This is a genomic window from Oribacterium sp. KHPX15, assembly GCF_900107835.1.
GTDB lineage: Bacteria > Bacillota > Clostridia > Lachnospirales > Lachnospiraceae > Oribacterium.
This window is the reverse complement of sequence record NZ_FNRG01000001.1, coordinates 1-17,395: the sequence shown is the minus strand read 5'-3', so window position 1 is coordinate 17,395 and position 17,395 is coordinate 1. Positions and strand designations below refer to the sequence as shown.

13 protein-coding genes are annotated in these 17,395 nt (G+C 43.6%); 2 read left to right on the top strand and 11 right to left on the bottom strand.

The window, feature by feature from the left end; translation table 11 throughout:
- Positions 1-319 precede the first annotated feature (319 nt).
- The gene (locus tag BLV86_RS00065; protein WP_175456403.1) at positions 320-1,801 is read left to right on the top strand and encodes a DUF2142 domain-containing protein; all 1,482 of its coding nucleotides are present in this window, start codon (positions 320-322) and stop codon (positions 1,799-1,801) included.
- A gap of 338 nt (positions 1,802-2,139) precedes the next feature.
- Here the strand turns inward: BLV86_RS00065 and BLV86_RS00060 are convergent, their stop codons facing one another.
- From BLV86_RS00060 to BLV86_RS00030, 7 genes are all read right to left on the bottom strand, one after another.
- A complete protein-coding gene (locus BLV86_RS00060) occupies positions 2,140-3,441 on the bottom strand; it encodes an acyltransferase family protein (protein ID WP_139297862.1) in 1,302 nt (433 codons plus the stop codon).
- A 28-nt stretch (positions 3,442-3,469) separates the two neighbouring features.
- Complete coding sequence (locus BLV86_RS00055; protein WP_090814675.1) at positions 3,470-3,895, bottom strand: DUF2304 domain-containing protein; 426 nt, start codon at positions 3,893-3,895, stop codon at positions 3,470-3,472.
- A 35-nt stretch (positions 3,896-3,930) separates the two neighbouring features.
- Positions 3,931-4,854: a glycosyltransferase family 2 protein gene (locus BLV86_RS00050; protein WP_090814674.1), complete on the bottom strand. Its 924-nt coding sequence runs from the start codon at positions 4,852-4,854 to the stop codon at positions 3,931-3,933.
- Positions 4,841-6,112 carry a lipopolysaccharide biosynthesis protein gene (locus tag BLV86_RS00045; protein WP_090814673.1) on the bottom strand — a complete coding sequence of 424 codons (1,272 nt, stop codon included), beginning with the start codon at positions 6,110-6,112 and terminating at the stop codon, positions 4,841-4,843. Before BLV86_RS00045 ends, BLV86_RS00050 begins: the two co-directional genes overlap by 14 nt.
- Positions 6,113-6,117: 5 nt before the next feature.
- On the bottom strand, positions 6,118-6,831 hold the full coding sequence (locus tag BLV86_RS00040; protein ID WP_090814672.1) for a glycosyltransferase family 2 protein: 714 nt from the start codon (positions 6,829-6,831) through the stop codon (positions 6,118-6,120).
- Positions 6,832-6,953: 122 nt separating this feature from the next.
- Entirely contained in the window at positions 6,954-7,976 is a 1,023-nt protein-coding gene (locus BLV86_RS00035) for an ATP-grasp domain-containing protein (RefSeq protein WP_090814671.1), read from the bottom strand.
- 10 nt (positions 7,977-7,986) lie between these two features.
- Positions 7,987-9,099: a DegT/DnrJ/EryC1/StrS family aminotransferase gene (locus BLV86_RS00030; protein ID WP_090814670.1), complete on the bottom strand. Its 1,113-nt coding sequence runs from the start codon at positions 9,097-9,099 to the stop codon at positions 7,987-7,989.
- A gap of 206 nt (positions 9,100-9,305) precedes the next feature.
- On the opposite strand from BLV86_RS00030, the gene BLV86_RS00025 reads away from it, so the two are divergent.
- Entirely contained in the window at positions 9,306-11,063 is a 1,758-nt protein-coding gene (locus tag BLV86_RS00025) for a L,D-transpeptidase (protein WP_242873198.1), read from the top strand.
- A 162-nt stretch (positions 11,064-11,225) separates the two neighbouring features.
- On the opposite strand, the gene BLV86_RS00020 is transcribed toward BLV86_RS00025, so the two are convergent.
- The 4 genes from BLV86_RS00020 to BLV86_RS00005 all read right to left on the bottom strand — a co-directional run bounded on the left by BLV86_RS00020 (position 11,226) and on the right by BLV86_RS00005 (position 16,703).
- A complete protein-coding gene (locus BLV86_RS00020) occupies positions 11,226-12,824 on the bottom strand; it encodes an ATP-binding protein (RefSeq protein ID WP_090814669.1) in 1,599 nt (532 codons plus the stop codon).
- Positions 12,825-13,074: 250 nt separating this feature from the next.
- Positions 13,075-15,330, bottom strand: a complete 2,256-nt coding sequence (locus tag BLV86_RS00015; RefSeq protein WP_090814668.1) for a hypothetical protein — start codon at positions 15,328-15,330, stop codon at positions 13,075-13,077.
- A gap of 294 nt (positions 15,331-15,624) precedes the next feature.
- Positions 15,625-16,332 (bottom strand): LrgB family protein, encoded by a 708-nt coding sequence (locus BLV86_RS00010; RefSeq protein WP_090814667.1) that lies wholly within the window; start codon positions 16,330-16,332, stop codon positions 15,625-15,627.
- A complete protein-coding gene (locus tag BLV86_RS00005) occupies positions 16,329-16,703 on the bottom strand; it encodes a CidA/LrgA family protein (protein ID WP_090814666.1) in 375 nt (124 codons plus the stop codon). Before BLV86_RS00005 ends, BLV86_RS00010 begins: the two co-directional genes overlap by 4 nt.
- Positions 16,704-17,395 lie beyond the last annotated feature (692 nt).

Genomic DNA, 17,395 nt, shown 5'->3' with positions numbered 1-17,395 from the left:
TTTTTATTAAATAACTCTACTAAAAACGTATAAAAATCTCAAGAAACAACTATTACGAGACGACATCGAAATGTAGGAAAATGCAAGGGATGGGGGCCAAGGCTTGCGAGTTGAGAGCACATTGGGAGTGGTTTGTCCGTATCGGGCGCACGTCAGTGCGAACAAGACGGACAAACCGCTCACGATGTGCTATCAATCGAGTGGGCCGGCACACATCCCTTGCATTTTCCGGACGGGATATAATAGTTCAATTGACACCCCTAATATGATATGCTTTGGTTGTTTAGAAGATTTTTGGAATTCAGGGGGCGCACATCAGATGCTTAAGCTTCATAAGATATATTTTCTGACAATCCTTATTATGGGCATGATCTTTACGGCGGTGCTCCCGCCTCTTTCGGCCCCGGATGAAGTGCTGCATTTCGTCGGAGCTTATGAACTTTCAAATAAGCTGATGCTTAAGCCCGCAAGGGATACGGATGGAAATGTCATCATCCGAAAGGAAGACGAATACATAGTAAACTGGCCCGGAGACAATGACTGGAATAAAGCAACGGTTATCGGCCAGACACTGGACGCTTCAGTTTACAAGGAAATACATGATTATGGTTTCTTCGGCGTGAGAGAAGAAGGAGAAAGCATTACCCTGCAGCAGCCTGTGGCAACAACTCCACTTGCATATCTTATGCCGGCCCTGGGGATCACACTGGCAAGGTTTGTAAATCTCAGCGCTTTTGGACTTCTGTTTTTGGGAAGGTTTATGAACCTCTTACTTTTCTCAGTTCTCGGAGCGCTTTCCGTGAAAAGGACTCCCGTCGGAAAGAAGGTGTTTTTTGCCGTATCCCTTTTTCCCATGGCACTTGAAATTGCGGGAAGCTACAGCTATGACTCCTACATCATGGCGCTGAGCTTTTACCTTACAGCGGTGATTCTTGACCACGCTGTCGGAAGTGAGAATCGTATGATAACAATCAGGGACATCGTGGAGATGGGGCTTCTTGCGGTGCTTCTGTCTCCCTGCAAGATGATATACTCAACGCTTTTTGCATTATGCCTCATGATTCCGATAAAAAAGTGGAAGAAGCCGAGCTTTGTGAGATGGGGTATGACAGTTTTGCTTATCGGAGCATTGATAATCGGCTCCATCGTGCTTGTGAATCTCCGTGAAGTGCTTCGTTATATCAATGCTTCCGGCGTGACCCAGGCACCGGAGCTAACTTCTTCAGGAGAAGTAAACACTGTAAAGCTTCATGATCTTTCGGAGCTCCTCCGGGATAAAACTTTGGTGTTCCGCATCATCAGAAATACCTTCCAGATTCTTGGCACCCAATATCTGGGCACCACAGTCGGTATGTGGCTTGGAGCTTTTGACAGAGGCCTGATAACACCTACACCTTTCCTTTTTGTATTCTGGATAGGCGCGATACTCACCGGAGCATATGACCATGATGAACCGGTTCCGGAAATATGGAAAAGAATTATCATGGCAGGAACCGTTGTTTTCCTGACCTTTATACTGCTCACCAGCATGCTGCTATCCTACACCCCGGCAGACACCTTCTACATCTTAGGAGTCCAGGGAAGGTACTTCCTCCCCTACCTGCCAGTGTTGCTGCTTTGCTTCCGGGCAAAGTGGATCAGGAATTTGGCAGAAAAATCCAGTAAGACATTGAAGATAAATAGCGGAACTGCAACGAATGCTATAGTATCCGTACCTAACCTTTTCCTCCTGTTGGAAATCCTGATGGATGGAATAGTGCTTGTAGGATGCTACCAGACTGTCGTTTCAAGAATGCTGTAGTCAGATAACCACTCATCCACGATATAAATAAATAGTCACGAGAGACACTTTGAAGGTGTCTCTTTGACTCAAATCATGCTTTTTCCAAAAGAGGTCATCTATCTCCTAGTGCCTCTTTGACTCAAATTATGTAAAATTCCAAAGCAAGTCAACGATTGTGAAGTATCATCATGACCGCAATTATTAAAATCCTGCTATTGAGTCAAAAATATAAAGCTCCCATATTGACTACAAATCTGCAAACATTAGATATGAGTCAATATGGGAGCTTAATATTGTTGACCTCAATTCCGGATATCTTCTTGAGGGTCAAATATCCCAAATATTTTTAAATGGGACTATTTCCCTCGTATCCTGCTCTTTATTCTGTCAATCATGATGCCCACGAGCATCGGTACCAGCACCGGCACCACCAGATAAAGCACCCACCACTGCTGAGATAAAGGCGAAGGATACTGAGACAGATCCATACCCGGATCCCTGTAATATAATTTCCTGAGCAGCATATCAAGCATCTTGAAAACAAAGATGTGGAGTGCCATGATATCGAAGCTGTATTTACCTGCAGCTGCAAGAAGCGCCGCTACAGGATTCGGTCCCTTCGTAAACAGCGGGCAGAGTTTTAGCTTACTGTCTTCCGGAAGCTTATCATTGACCTCTACTCTCTCAACAAGCTTTGAAAGCATAATGGTGAAGAGTATTCCGAGAACTCCGCCAACATAGTACCAGCACCCAAAGATATCCTGGCTTGCAAGATCGAACCATATTCCCGCATCTATGAATTTATTGAAGATGAAATAGATCAATACCACTGCCGGAATCATTATGGGCCAGCCAAGCTTGTCCTGCCAGTTCGGAAGGTATTTCTTCATGAAATATCCGAAAGCAAAAAACGGCTCTATCACAAAAGCAAGCTCCATATGATAGAGAATGTTAATGCCCTTATCAACCGCATAGAGTCCTACAATAAGGCATAAGAGAGACATCACAACTATACTTATGTTTTTAAATGTCCGATATTCCTGTGATACAGCTTTTTTACGTATATTGGCTAAATCCACAAGCTTTTTTACATCCATGCCTCCGGTCTTTAGATCCGATGCGGATTTCACATTGGATAACTCCTCATCATCTCTGAGACTCTTTTCATCTGCAGCGGCAGCTGCTGTGAAAGCACCGGAAATCTTATTTGAAAGATATATAACTCCGGCAAAAAGCACCGAACCCAAAAGCCACAGAGGCACAAACCACATGGGGCCCGAATAAAGCTCAGGTCTTTCAAGAACCATACTGCCCATGATGGATCTCAGATACTCAGGTCCGTCATAAATCACTGAACCGGGTGTCATTAGACCGTGTACCACACAGAAGTTGTGGGTAATTGCAAAGAAAATGCAGTACAGCATGTACCTTCCCCAGGTTCCCTTTATACGTTTCCCAAAATACCTGAAAGGATCCCGTCCATACTTTTCTTCATTGAAAAAGTATCCCGTAACAAAAAAGAACAGAGCCAGATGAAAAAGATATACTATGGCTCCGCCAACCTTTCCGGTGTGACCGAAAACGATAAACACTATTCCAAAGCCCTTAAATATATCCCATAAAAGATATCTTTGTTTCTCGCCCTTAACTGATGTCATTTCCTTCACCCTGTTCTGATGTCCCGTTTTATTTTGCCGGCTTTTCATCTTCAAGTCTTTCATGAGCCTTCACTGAAGAGACTCCCCGATCATCTGAGGATCTCAATGTTTTATCATCCATTTCATTCTTTTCTTTAAGCGCCAGCTCCTGAACCAGATTCCTGAGCTTGTCCTCCAGAGAACTCACCCTCATACTCATGGAAAAAAGTCTCATGATCAGGATAAATATCATGAAGAGGAACAGGAAATTGGCAGTGCTGTAAATACCCAGAAGTCCTGCCAGGGCATCCGGCACCACAGGAAATACCGCGAACACTACGAACATGAATACCAAAAGAATCCAGAATATAGAATCCTCAATATTCAGTTTTGCCTTGTGTATCCTGTTAAGGACCACTGTCAATGTTCCGACAGATGCGACCACCAGTACAGCTCTGAAAAGCGGTGTCATCATAATACTGTTTCTCCTCAAAAATAGTTGTTTAGAAATCAATTTCCCCAATAGTGTTTATTCATAGTAAGCTTCAATATGGTTTTCTTTGAAAGCTTCTTATAGTTCCTTCCCAACCTGAAACCTATATACTTGCATCCGGAAACCCAAATGAGTCTAACCACCGAAAAAAGCTTTCCTTTTTTCATAAGTGCAGCCGCATTACCCTTTACCAGTTTAATGCCTTCGCCCTCTGACTTGAGGCCTCCGAATACCTCCGGATGATCCGCCTGAGAAACTCCCAGATCAAAGTTTCTTCTCAGCTGCTGCATGCCGGTGTAATTATGTGCATGAAAAACCGCTGCTTCGGCACAGTAGGCACTGGCGTAACCTGCTTTAAGCATCCTGCAGCAGTAGATCATATCCTCATTAAAGATAGTATGGTCAATAAATCCACCAAGCCTGTCGAAAATATCCCTTCTGTAAAGACAGCATACATTGGACTCAAAATAGGTCTTGATGCCAAGCCGCGGCAGATCCTCAATGGTTTTTACGAAAGATTGTGCCGGATAATTAAAGTTCCTTGAATACTTTTCATCCTCTGAGCTCTCTCCCGTCGCAAGCTGCCTTCCGTAAACCGCCCCGATTTCCTTATCCTGTGATGATTCCATCATCTTCACAAGATTCTCCACCAGATGTTCGTCCTTCGGCACAGCATCATCTGTCATCATAAGGAAATAATCCGCCCGTGATTTGGAAACTCCGAGATTTCTGGTGGCGCCATGATCAAACTCCATAGCCGAAATATCTGTCACGGAGACATTCTCATAATCCTGAAGGAGACTTCGGTCCAGGAATTTTTCTTCTGTGTTAACTATGATCACGCGGTTCACAGGATAAGTCTGTTTTTGGAGCATTTCCTGCTGCCTTATGAACTTGGATCCCGGTTTGTAGGTCGGGATGATAACATCAACTGTTTTCATTGATTTTCCTCACCGAAACTATTGTATACAGTGTAAAGATAACCGTAAGGAGTGACATCAGCATAACATAGTTAAGAGCGCCGCCAAACATTCCCTGATTTCTCACCATGGGGCCTGCCGTTAATATCGCCACCGCAGCCGTCATCACATAACCTATAAATATCTGAAGCTGTTTCCGGACGGTCACAAGAATATAGTACATAACATTGGCAAAGGCATAAAGTGAGCCGCCAACTATGAGAAGTGCAAATGTCATAAATTCTGACACCAGCTTTCCATCAGCGGAAGGTCCCAGGAGAAATTCGAATATTCCAAGCCCGAAACGTCCGAATATAAAGGTCAGGATCAAAATCAAAATACTAAGGACCGCAACCGCCTTTACCATGTAAATACAAGTCCGGTCAAAGGCCCTCTTATTGTTCTCGCTGTAGAAGGTCGCCAGTTTTGTAAGCATTGGCCTGATAAGAAAATTCGCGATGAGATAAATAAATGATGTGGGCATGAAAAGTACGTTAAAGTACCCCGAAGCCGCATCTGAAAGCTCGGCGTCAATGGCATACTTCGAGGCCGAGAAAATGTAAAAATCCACAAAAACGCTAAGGAACAAAAGAGCTGTTGAGGATATGAGCTCGTAGGATTTTTTGAATTCACGCTCTGATGGAGCGAGTCCCTTTCCGAGAACTCTCACGGCAAAAAGTTTTGTTCCCATAATCTGCATCACATCTGCTGCAGCAACCGCAATCAGAAGATTTCCGGACACAAGCAGCACAAGAAGCAATGTCAGAACAGAAAGACTTGTTCTGAACGCAAGGGACTGTCCTGTACGGTACAGCTTATCCTGTCGCTGAAGCTCTGACTCATAAACATCGGCATAACCATCTATGATTTTATATACGGATAGCAAAACAAGGATCATCGACTTATGGATATCATAATTTCCTTCCATCATCTGTATGACGACGAACAAAAGGCTTCCCAAAAAAGCCAGAAGCGATGTGATCCGCCTGGTAAGAAGATAATCCGAGAAGCTGAACTGTCTTTTCATATCCGTTATATGAAACGGTCTGATGCCGAAGTAGGAAATGATGAACATCTGCTGCCCAAGGGTTGAGAAGCCGAAACCGAATATTCCTCCCTCTGAAGGTCCTGCAATACGTATCACCGCAAAGGCGAGAACTATGGAAGCCATTGCATAGATAAGACTTCCTAACGCATTCCATATAAAATCTCTGTTGGATTCAATAATGATATTTTTCATGAATCTTACCTGCTGCTCTGTATGACCAGTATGGATATGAGCATCCTTGCCATATATTTCATTGCGTTCATAGGCTTCAGATATGATTCCCCTGCAAGCCTGTCATCTATAGTCACGGGAGCTTCGGTAACCTTTGCACCCTTTTTGATCAAAAATGAAATGGTATCCGGTTCCGGCCCGTAATTCAGCCTGTTGGCAAAGCTGTCGATAACGCGTCCGCTGTACATCCTTAATCCGCAGGTGGGATCGGTTATGGTCTTTCCGGTGGTGATCTTGATAGCCACTGAAATGAGTCTCGAGCCTATCTCACGCATGGAGCCACCCTTTTTCTTTACAAGAAAGCGGGAACCCTGGACAATGTCATAATCCCCTTCTTTCATCTTCTCATACAGTGTTTCTATATCTTCGGCACGATGCTGCCCGTCTCCGTCAAACTGAACGGCGTAGCTGTAGCCCTTCCTGTAGGCATATTTCATACCTGTCTGGAAGCAGCCCGCAAGTCCGAGATTGGCAGGAAGGGATATATAGTTATAATGCTCCCGTTCACAAAGCTCCACAGTACCGTCGGTTGAACCGTCGGAAATGATGATGTAATCCATGGGAAACTTCTGCGCCCTGATGTCTGCCACAACCTTCGGAAGATTCTCCGCTTCATTATAGGCAGGTATGACCAAAAGCACTTTTTCTCTATTTGAATTTTCCTTTAATGCTTCCGCCATACAGATCTCCATTCCGCCGCAATTGACCTGCAGCACATATAGCATTGAAAAGTATTTTTCACATTAATCTCCATTCTGCCTTCAAGCTGCGGCACAAATAGTGATGGAATATATTTTTCACACTACATCTTTATTTCCATATATTTTCTGGTCATAAAGCCGCATTTTTGTTTTGGAAGTTCTTCCATCTTCTCCCCGTCAAAAATCCGCATATGATTCTTTATCATGGGAACGCCTGAAAGCTCCGTAAAGGCTACGCCTCCGGAGAATCGGGGATTACATTCAACAAAATAATAAACTCCTGAGCCCTCACCGCGGATAAACTCGAAGTTAACGCAGCCCGTGATACCGGCGCGCTCAGCTATCCTGCAGCATACATCCTGAAGAACCTCATCCTCCATTATCCTTACGCTGAGTCCCGCACCGTTTGCCGTACGGAGAAGCTCTTCTCTCGGTACCGCCCTGCAGTTTCCTTTGGTATCGCGAAGGATGTCCACGGTGATAACATTACCCTTTATCATAGGCTGAACGATGTATCTGGTAAGATTTGTATCATTCAGCTTTTCGGGATCGATGATGTTTGAAAATGCAAAGCCCAGCTGATCCTCATGGTAGATTCGGTAAAGTCCGCCGGAGCTTCTTCCGTCCACAGGCTTAAGGATAAGTGGATAAGTAACCTGCTCAAAATCCACTTCCTCAGCAAGCTTTGTGGGAATGATCCTGACAGCACCCTTTACCTCAGGCTCCTCTATCTCATTAAGAACACCTTCAACCAGACGGCTCATGAGGTACTTGTCTCTCAGTACCTCGATGGCTTCTTTCGAAGACATGCAGATGGTTACCTTTTCGTTTTCCAGTTCTTCTCTGTGGCGGTTAAGTACGTCAATCTCCACATCGATGAGTGGAAGGATGCGGTCCACATGCTCCTCTTCACATACCTTTTTTATAAAGGAAATGTAGGCTTCTTCATCACTTGCGTAGGGTGCTTTGTAAAACATGTCCACATCAAGGGAGGCTGCAACCCACTCTTTATCATATATGTCGCTGCCCACTACCTTATAGCCCATCTCATGAAGACTTCTTATAACCGCGTCCGCGGAAAAGGAGCCGATGGCTGTGACCAGCGCTGTTCTTTGTTCGTTCATTTTGTTCTCCTCAGTTAAGTATCATCATGCAGATACGGTCCACATCCTCAAGGCTCAGATCCGGATAGATCGGAAGTGTAAGTATCTCAAGAGATGCGAGAAGCGCCCGGGGAGTATCATTAACATCATACTGATCCTTGTAGCAGCCGTAGGCATTGATGCATGGGTAGAAATACTTACGGGCGTTAACATTACCACCCTTAAGAGCTTTCCAGACCTCGTCTCTGGATTTTCCGAACTCGTGGAAACGCACCGGCATGTAGGCATAATTCGGCTTAAGGTCCGGATTTTCCTCAGGAAGTATGATTCCGGGAACGCCGCTGAGATTCTCCATATATCTCTCAAATACTGTCTTACGTTTTTCGATATACTCCGAAACATGGCGGAGATTGCAAAGCCCCATGGCGGCGGCAAACTCATTCATCTTGCCGTTACCTCCTACGGAAGCCACTTCCTCCTGGCCGAGGATTCCGAAGTTTTTAAGCTCATAGAGCTTGGCCATGAGCTTCTCGTTATTTTCTCCTGTTGTAACAGCGCCGCCTTCAATAGAATTGAAAACCTTAGTGGCATGGAAGGAAAACATTGAAGCGTCCCCGAAGGTACCGATTCCCTTTCCCTTATACTCCTCACCAAATGTGTGGGCAGCATCATAAAGAACCTTGAGGTGATGCCTGTCTGCAATTTCCTGTATCTTTTCCACGTCACAGACATTACCGTAAACATGCACGGGAACTATGGCAGAGGTTTTTTCGGTTATAAGGGACTCCAGCTTATCTGTATCGATGGTATAGTCCTTTAAACTAATGTCACAAAAGACCGGCTTCAGCCCGTTTCTTACGATGGCATGTGTTGTGGACGCAAAAGAAAAAGGAGTGGTAATGACCTCTCCGGAAAGCTCCATGGCCTGAATCAGGAACTCAAGGGCGCTGTGGCCATTGACAAAAAGCTGCAGGGAACCAACCTTAAGATACTTCGTAAGTTCTTCCCTGAGCTCTTCGTGATACTTACCCATATTGGTAAGCCATGCAGAATCCCATATATCCCTCAGCATCTGAGTGTATTCATCCAGAGGAGGGAGGCTTGCCTTAGTTACATTTATGATATTTTTTTCTATATCTGACATTTTATCTCCAAAAATTTATTCCTTATCATAGTTTTCTTCCGAAATATTTATAAAAAATAGATAAGGTTTGTTGCCAATACTTTACGATTTTATAATATGCCCTATAAAAAGTAAATCCCGTCTAGCACTTTCCAAAAGCTTGTGTTAAAGTGTATGCGTGCATTTTTTAATAAGGAAATAGTTTCCATATTTTTGGAGGATAAAAAATGATTAGTATGAAACGTACTGTCGCTATCCTTGCAGCAGCTGCCATGATGGTTCAGCCCATGTCTGTACTTGCTGCAACCCCCGGCGACAATCTCGTCCCTCAGTTTGAAATTGCAGATGACACCACGACAAACTCATCCGTAATCACCACCAATGCTGTCACAGCAGCAGATCCTGCTGTAACCTCAGACCAGGTTATAGACCAGAGTCAGACAGGAGTAATTGTTCAGGACTCTTCTGCAGGAAGCATTACACCGGGTGCAGTTGAAGGGCCCACAGGTGACGGCGCAGTTATTTCTGCGGATCCGCAGACAACCACTGAAAGTACCGGAACACCTGAGAATACCGAAACAGTTACAGGAAATACACTTCCTGCAGCCACAACAACTCAGTCAACAGGATCATTTGCCGATAATAGTGGAGCAAGCTCAAGCTCAAAAACACTTCCTGTTGTAGATCCTACAGATGTTGAAGGCATCCGTTACAACTACATGACAACCCCTAACGAAGGAAACATGGAGGCAGATCCTGTTCTGAACCTTGTACCGATGGGTTCTTACTTCATCTATGACGGATCAGGAAAGCGCCTCGACTGGGGAACCACTTCCAAGAATGATTCCTTCGCATATTCTTCAATCGGTTTCACAAGCTTCATGCTTGAGCATGCAAATGTAGGAAGATGGTACTACAGAACCTACTCCAATGGCACAGGCTGGGGCCCATGGGCAACCTCAAAGGAGGCTACACCTAACCAGGGTATCATTTCCGCAATGCAGATCCGTGTAAAGGGTTATACACACAACCTCGGTGATCTTTACTACAGAGCACTTCTTAATGACGGTACTGTTACTGACTGGGCTAAGGAAGGTCAGGCAGTAGGTTCCATCGGTGATGACCGCTATATCGTAGGTATCAAGCTTGCTCTTTGGAAGAAGGGCGTTCAGTTCTTTGATTCAACAGAGAAGCCTATGACTAATGCTTCTAACGAAGGTGTTTACCATACCTCATCAGGCACTATTTATGTAACAGCTGATGGTCGTTCCTATACAGGATGGGGCTTTGACAGTGATTCCAACCAGTACTACTTCAACGATGGTGTTGCGGTAACAGGATGGAATGTGGTCAACGGCTACAACATTTACTTTGATGAGAACGGTGTAGCTCTTAAGGATCTTTCAGAAGTTATGGGTGCACCGGGAGCTTATGCATTGAGAATCAACAAGGCAACCAGAACCATGTACGTTCTTGCACAGGATTCTACAGGAAACTTCACAATTCCTTACAAGACACTCATGGTAACAGTTGGTGATGATACTCCTATCGGTTCCTTCAGCATCTATGAGAAGTACAGATGGCACTTCATGCACACAGACTGCTACTGCCAGTTCCTTTCAAGATTTAAGGGTCACTACCTGCTTCACTCACTGCTTTACTCAAGACCTGACTACAACACAATGGATGCCATCTACTACAACTACATGGATGACTCAATGTCCGGAGGATGTATCCGTCTCCGTGCTGTAGACTGTGCTTGGATCTACAACAACTGTCCAAACGGCACAACCGTTACAGTTTACAATGACAAGTGGGACAAGGGTCCTATCGAGAAGGATGCCATCCAGCAGGCTATCCCGAGAAACCAGACCTTCGATCCTACAGATCCTTTAGTAACAGCTGCTCAGGACGCTGCAGCCAAGGCTGCTGCTGAAGCTGCTGCCGCTGCCGCTGCCAGTGAGACTGGCGGAGAGCCACAGTAAAATAAAAGTTTCAATTAATCCAAAAGAGGTTTGTCGCATGAATGCGGCAAACCTCTTTTTTGCTTCAAAATTCCAAACAAACAGCATCACAGCCCATTCTTTGAACATAAAAAGCAGCTGTGGTTTCCCACAACTGCTTTCACAATTCATTTCCCTTGGCCTTTATTCTACGGGATCATCACTAGCTTCTGCCACCTTCCATCCTACGAGCTTCCTTGACTGTGAATCAAACGAAACACCAATCTTGTAGAGCTTTCTTCCGTCAGCAATATACGGCAATGCATACTCCTTGGTATCTATTTGTGCAAGTGCAGACTCTGCCGTATCATCCCTCTTGAATTCAAACAAGTAAATGTAGTCCTCTGTCTGAATACATAGATCAATGCGTCCATCATAAATCTGTCTCTCGCAGTCAACATACTTCCCAAGCAATATGACAAGCAGATAGACTACTGACTGAAAATAATGCTCAAAAGGATCATCTTCTCGTGTATAGGTGATGCTGGCAAACAATCCCGACAGCACATCCCTGATTTTATCCAATTGTCCGCTTTCTATGTATTCATCTAAAGTAAAGATATCTAGACCGTTTCCGGATGTTGCTTTTGGCACATAATATTTCAAAAGGCTATCGACAAAGCCATATTTCACTTCATCATTCGGGAAGCATAATGTATATCTTCTGCGCCTTTTATCAAAATCAGCTATTGTAAGATATCCCGTCTGATAGAGAAGAGGAATAAGATCCAATGTATCTCCCGTATAATCCTTCAGGGTCGCTTCGTCTGCATAAATTGTTCTGTTTGTGAACTTCCGGACATCAAATCTGCTTTCCTTTATTTTACTTAAAAGAAATGTCGGTGTCCCTGTTTCAAACCAGTAAGAACCAAACTCTTTTGAGAAAAATGCATTCAACAGACTAAAGGGATTATAAACACCCTCAGAGAATGGATAAAACCGATAACCATCATATTGTTTTTTGATAGCATCCAGACACTCATCAATACTTAGGCCATGACAATCCGCCAACATTTGTAATTCCCGGTCGAAAAAGTTCGTTATCTCACTATCAGTAATTCCACATAACGCAGCATATTCTTTGTCCATGGAAATATCTTTGAGTTGATTAAGGTCACTGAAAATGCTGACTTTATGGAATTTAGTAACGCCGGTAATAAAGATAAACTGAATTGATTCATCGGCTTTCTTCAATCTGCTGAAGAAGCCTTTGAATACCTCTTTGATATGATTCTGCAATTCCGGGTTATTTATCGTGTCCAATAACGGCTTATCATATTCATCGATCAGAACTACGCTTCTCAACCCGGTCTTTTCAGCAGCCAGTTCCATGACTTTTTGGAAACGATCCCCCAGGGTTCGGTCTTTATATTGTTCACCATAAATTGCTTCCCAATCCGAAAGCATTCCATCAAGAACTGTTTCAATAGGGGTCTGTAAATAGTTGTCACCATTAAAGTCCAGATAAAATACGGGATATCTTTTCCAGGCCTCTGCATTATCCTTCTCCAGCTCTTCTATTGCAAGTCCCTTAAATAATTCCTTCTTCCCCTCCCAATATGCCTTCATAGCAGAAAGCAAAAGACTCTTTCCGAATCTCCTGGGTCTAGACAAAAAATAAGGAACATTATTATGAGCCAGTTTGTAGATATATTCTGTCTTGTCAACATAAAGGAAATTATCAGTCCTTAGTTTCTCAAATCCCTGTATACCTACAGGCAGTTTTCTGATAAATTCTCCCATGGTCCAGCGCTCCTTTATGATTCAAACACTCGTCTTGATAACAGTATACTAAATACCATAATTATAGTAAACGCATAGCGATTCCCCCTACATCAATTAAGTTGAATAAAAAAACAGGGCCTCTGTCCCGTAATCGAAACAGAGGTCCTGTTTTGAAAAGAAGGTATATTGATATTCAGAATGCTCTGAACATATCATCATGCCTTAAATCGTCTTGCAATAATTTCCTGATACCATTATTCAGTATCTATCAATATGTCCACTCGCTTGTCGCAGGCATTCCCATGGACATTGTAGGATCCATCTGAAGTCCGTAAATGATGTAGGTAAGTCCTTCTGCATTCTTATTGAATGGAATGTTAAGCACACCATTAGCTAAGCACGGAACTACTACGCTTGTTCCATCACTGAACATAACAGTGTAAGACTGACCTGCTGCTACGCTTGCTGCCACAGGAACATCAACTGTATCAGTAACCGCTGTAAGGAACATGCTCTTGAAGTCTACCACTCCGGTACCCATTATGTTATTTGTTCCCAGAGTACTTACATTGTTTGCCGAGAAATTGTTGAGAGCTGTTATGGTATCTACCGGTGTAAGAACATCAGCTACATTCTGAACCATATCTGCTCCGCCAAGATTCAAAGCATGCACCTGAAGTCCCTGTATTGCCTGCATGGTTGCAGCCGCATTAGGATCAGAATAATTTCCAACTGACCAGTTCTGTACGCCGGTTGTGCCGGTTGTATCATCTGACTCATGCTTCTTACTGTTGTCACTGCTGGTTAAAGTAGCCGGAATATTCGAATTGCTTGTAGTGGCCTGAACATCATTCTGAATCTTCTTCAGGGTTACACCGATATCAACACCGCCGCCTCTTGGAACAGTAAGGAGATAGGTTCCGTCAGCAGAGCCCTTGTTAAGGCTAATGATATGTCCGGGGCTTACATTATAGAAATTCTCAATTTCATAACCGGAAGGAACTGTTACTGCAAAGGTAACTGTTTCACCCTGATGAGCTGTGTCATAGCCATTAACTTCTCTGGTACCTGAAGCGATTGAAACGTCTGACTGTACGCTGATGATGTAGTTTACTTTCTTTTCGGCTTCAGTATCCTGTTCATATTTTTGGTAATCCCACGGCTTAGGCTCTTTCTCCTTCAGTCTATAAATTTCTTCTTTATCATAATTTGATTCCGCAGCTTTCATTGCGGCATCCCATTTTTCATGATCAGCTTTAAAAGAAGCTTCATCAGGAACAACTTTATCTACAACATTCTTACCATCAGATGTGTCAACCTTCCATACAGCGATACTCACATTATCAAGAGATGCGGTATTGTTTAAAACGATATTGTGTTCTCCACCTGAAATCTCATCTCCAACTGTGAGCTCTACTATACCGTCTGAGGCCTCACCTCCTTCATTGATATTCACTGCTGTCGTTGTCGCTGTAACATCCTCTCCGACAGTGATGGTTATCTTACCGTCAGAACTGTCTGGCAGACTAATGGCAGCGCCCTTCTTTCCACTCTGTATTACACTTCCGTCTACATTTATATTGAGCTCACCGGAAACACCTCCGACTAAGATTGTTTCTGCAACCGCAGATGAATTACTATCTGCATTGCTGGTGGCCTTTAAATCGCCTCCGATATTAACTTTAGCCTTTGCACCTTCAGAAACTCCATCTATAAAACCATCATATATATCAGTAACAAATGTTTGAATTCCATATGCGGATCCATCATCTGATGTAACGTTTACATTTCCATCTACTATTGCAGTTGCAGTGCTGGTAGCTGTGGGGTTTTCTGATTCATTATGCGCAGCAATTCTAATACCAACTGAAGTTCCTTCTGAATTAGAAGATACACTGCCTACATGAACATTAGCAGAAGCATTGCCACTTCCTTCATAATTATTTATATTTGAGACTACTGACAAACCAACTGCACTTTCTTCACCCACAGCTGTTACAGCCTCTTTCACTTCAACAGTTGTTGTGGCATTTGATTTTGTACCGCTACTGGAAGCGCTGGCATAAACGCCGGTAGCATCATAATCAGTTTCGACATCAACACTACCCTTTACGGTAACATCGGTGGACGCTTTTGTACCAGTACTTGAATTTGAATCTGATACAGCATGAACACCTGCGGTACCACTGGAATCTTTTGTAACATCTCCATCGACAGTTACCTTAGCCGTTGCATCCTTATCTGCACTATCATTGTTATCTTCGCTACTCGCATAAACGCCGCCTTTAACGTCACCGGTTTTTTCTGTCTCAACCTTGCCGCCTTCTTTATTACTATCATTAGCACTACCATCAGTTATTTTATCACTGCCTATTGCCACTTTGACATTATCATCCTCGGATAACGTTATACTACCCAAACTCAAAGCATCAGCAAACGCCGTAACCCCTGAACTCATCATCATTGATGCTGCAAGAATCACCGCCATAAGTTTCTTTGTGTTACATAAGTTCCTTCTTTTCACTAGGATTCTCCTTTCTTTAACCGGGATTTCCGTATCCACCGGTTAAAACCACGCTTTTTCTCTGGTTCACATTTTATCTAATAATACTTATATTTTAAAGCAACAGTGTCAATATTTTACTATTTTTTAATAAATATAACGCCTATTATTGATAGGTTTCTGCATAATTTACCAAAATACAAGTTGCATTACCACCCATTCTTTGAACATAAAAAGCAGCTGTGGTTTTCCCACAACTGCTCTCTAACAAGAACTCTTATCTCTTTTAACACAATATCTTTCGTTGTTTTTCCATCAATGAATTGTCCCGCTTACCAAAGGGACAAGAATAACCGTAAGTATTCCGGCTACACAGATGCTTAATGAGCTCATGGCTCCCTCAACCTCTCCAAGTTCAAGTGCCTTCGCGGTTCCAACCGCATGGGCTGAGGTTCCGAGAGCCAGGCCTTTTGCCACCGGATGTTCGATACGAAAAATCTTGAATATAGTCTCGGCTATCATGTTTCCGAGAATACCGGTTATGATGATTGCCGCAACCGTAAGGGTCACAATGCCGCCGGCTTCCTCCGATACGCCCATGCCTATGGCGGTTGTGATGGACTTGGGAAGTAATGTTGCTATGTGGTCACCTGTAAGACCAAAAAGCTTTCCCATGAGCAAAATGCTCAGAATGGAGCAGCAGGTTCCGGTTGTTATTCCAACGGCCACAGCAGCCAGATTATCTTTGAGAAGCTTCAGCTGCTTATACATTGGCACCGCCAGACATACCGTAGCCGGAGTCAGAAGGTAACTGAGCATCTTTGCGCTGTCGCGGTAGGTTTCGTAGGGAATGTCCAGCACCACAAGAACAATTATGCAAAGTACCGTCGAGACCAGCAAAGGGTTCAGGATGGCAAATTTAAACCTGGCTTTAAGTTTCAGGGCAATGATGAAAAGGCCGATGCTGAGAAATAGTCCGAAATAGTCGGAGCATGCTGCAGCACTTATCAGTGTTTCTTTCATTTCGCAACCTCCTTATATTCCTTTTTTTCAGACCGCCTGAGGATCAATGATGCAGCGATGCCTGTAACAGTCATTACGATAACGGTTGAGGCTATTATGATCACAAGATAGGGCACGAGTACAGGAAGAAGAATGTCCGTCACGCTCATGATTCCAACAGCAGCGGGAATAAACATTAGCGTCATAGTATCCAGAAGAAATCCTCCGGTTGTTTCAACATCCTCGAGCTTTACTATTCCTGTAATGAGCCCGGCAAGTAGCAGGACAAGCCCGTAAACTCCCGCAGGAATCGGTAATGGCAGCAGTTTGTTCAGAGCCTCCCCGATAAAGGTGAAAGCCATGATCCATGCCACCTCTTTTACATATTTCATTTTAAACACACCTTCTTTTGATAATGTTTGTATACAGATCTGTGATGACAGGTCTCAGAATAATAACAGAGAAAGCATAGTCCACTGCAAACATCAAAACAAGATGATATTTAGACAAATTAAGATACGAAAAGCCTAAATAATGTGTGTATAATTTGAGACTGTATTTTCATCTGACTGATGGTTGTTTGACAGATTTCTATGCTGATGGTAAGATGAGAATGTAAAAAGAAATAAAAAGGATGCCACCGGTAACGGCAGGCTTCCTTAAGAATTAACTACAAGAGTAGCCGCCTAAGTTTGACCGACCGGGGCGGCTATTCTCGTGTGTTTTTGCTATTGCGTCCGATGGCGTATCCAAGACCGAACGCGGTCAGCGCAAGGCTAATCACTGCGATTAATCCCTCTATCGTCAACATCTGCATTTACCTCCTTTCCGGTGAAAGCTAGGAACAAGTCCCGCACTATAGTTACCGTCATTTGTATACTCCTACTCTGTCATGATATAATCTTGAATCGTAAATCAGAAATACATACAAAGGATAAATAGAATGTCAGAATCAAATCCAAATAGCAATCATGGCATACGGCACAGTTCCCGAGATCTTAATGTCGAGCTCCTGCGTATCATCGCCTGCCTCATGGTCATCATGATACATGTGAGACCATTTCCCTTTTCGGGAACGACTCTC

Coding starts and splice junctions, on each gene's coding strand:
- BLV86_RS00065 (WP_175456403.1), top strand. CDS start 320: ATGCTTAAGCTTCATAAGATATATTTTCTGACAATCCTTATTATGGGC.
- BLV86_RS00060 (WP_139297862.1), bottom strand. CDS start 3,441: ATGACATCAGTTAAGGGCGAGAAACAAAGATATCTTTTATGGGATATA.
- BLV86_RS00055 (WP_090814675.1), bottom strand. CDS start 3,895: ATGATGACACCGCTTTTCAGAGCTGTACTGGTGGTCGCATCTGTCGGA.
- BLV86_RS00050 (WP_090814674.1), bottom strand. CDS start 4,854: ATGAAAACAGTTGATGTTATCATCCCGACCTACAAACCGGGATCCAAG.
- BLV86_RS00045 (WP_090814673.1), bottom strand. CDS start 6,112: ATGAAAAATATCATTATTGAATCCAACAGAGATTTTATATGGAATGCG.
- BLV86_RS00040 (WP_090814672.1), bottom strand. CDS start 6,831: ATGGCGGAAGCATTAAAGGAAAATTCAAATAGAGAAAAAGTGCTTTTG.
- BLV86_RS00035 (WP_090814671.1), bottom strand. CDS start 7,976: ATGAACGAACAAAGAACAGCGCTGGTCACAGCCATCGGCTCCTTTTCC.
- BLV86_RS00030 (WP_090814670.1), bottom strand. CDS start 9,099: ATGTCAGATATAGAAAAAAATATCATAAATGTAACTAAGGCAAGCCTC.
- BLV86_RS00025 (WP_242873198.1), top strand. CDS start 9,306: ATGATTAGTATGAAACGTACTGTCGCTATCCTTGCAGCAGCTGCCATG.
- BLV86_RS00020 (WP_090814669.1), bottom strand. CDS start 12,824: ATGGGAGAATTTATCAGAAAACTGCCTGTAGGTATACAGGGATTTGAG.
- BLV86_RS00010 (WP_090814667.1), bottom strand. CDS start 16,332: ATGAAAGAAACACTGATAAGTGCTGCAGCATGCTCCGACTATTTCGGA.
- BLV86_RS00005 (WP_090814666.1), bottom strand. CDS start 16,703: ATGAAATATGTAAAAGAGGTGGCATGGATCATGGCTTTCACCTTTATC.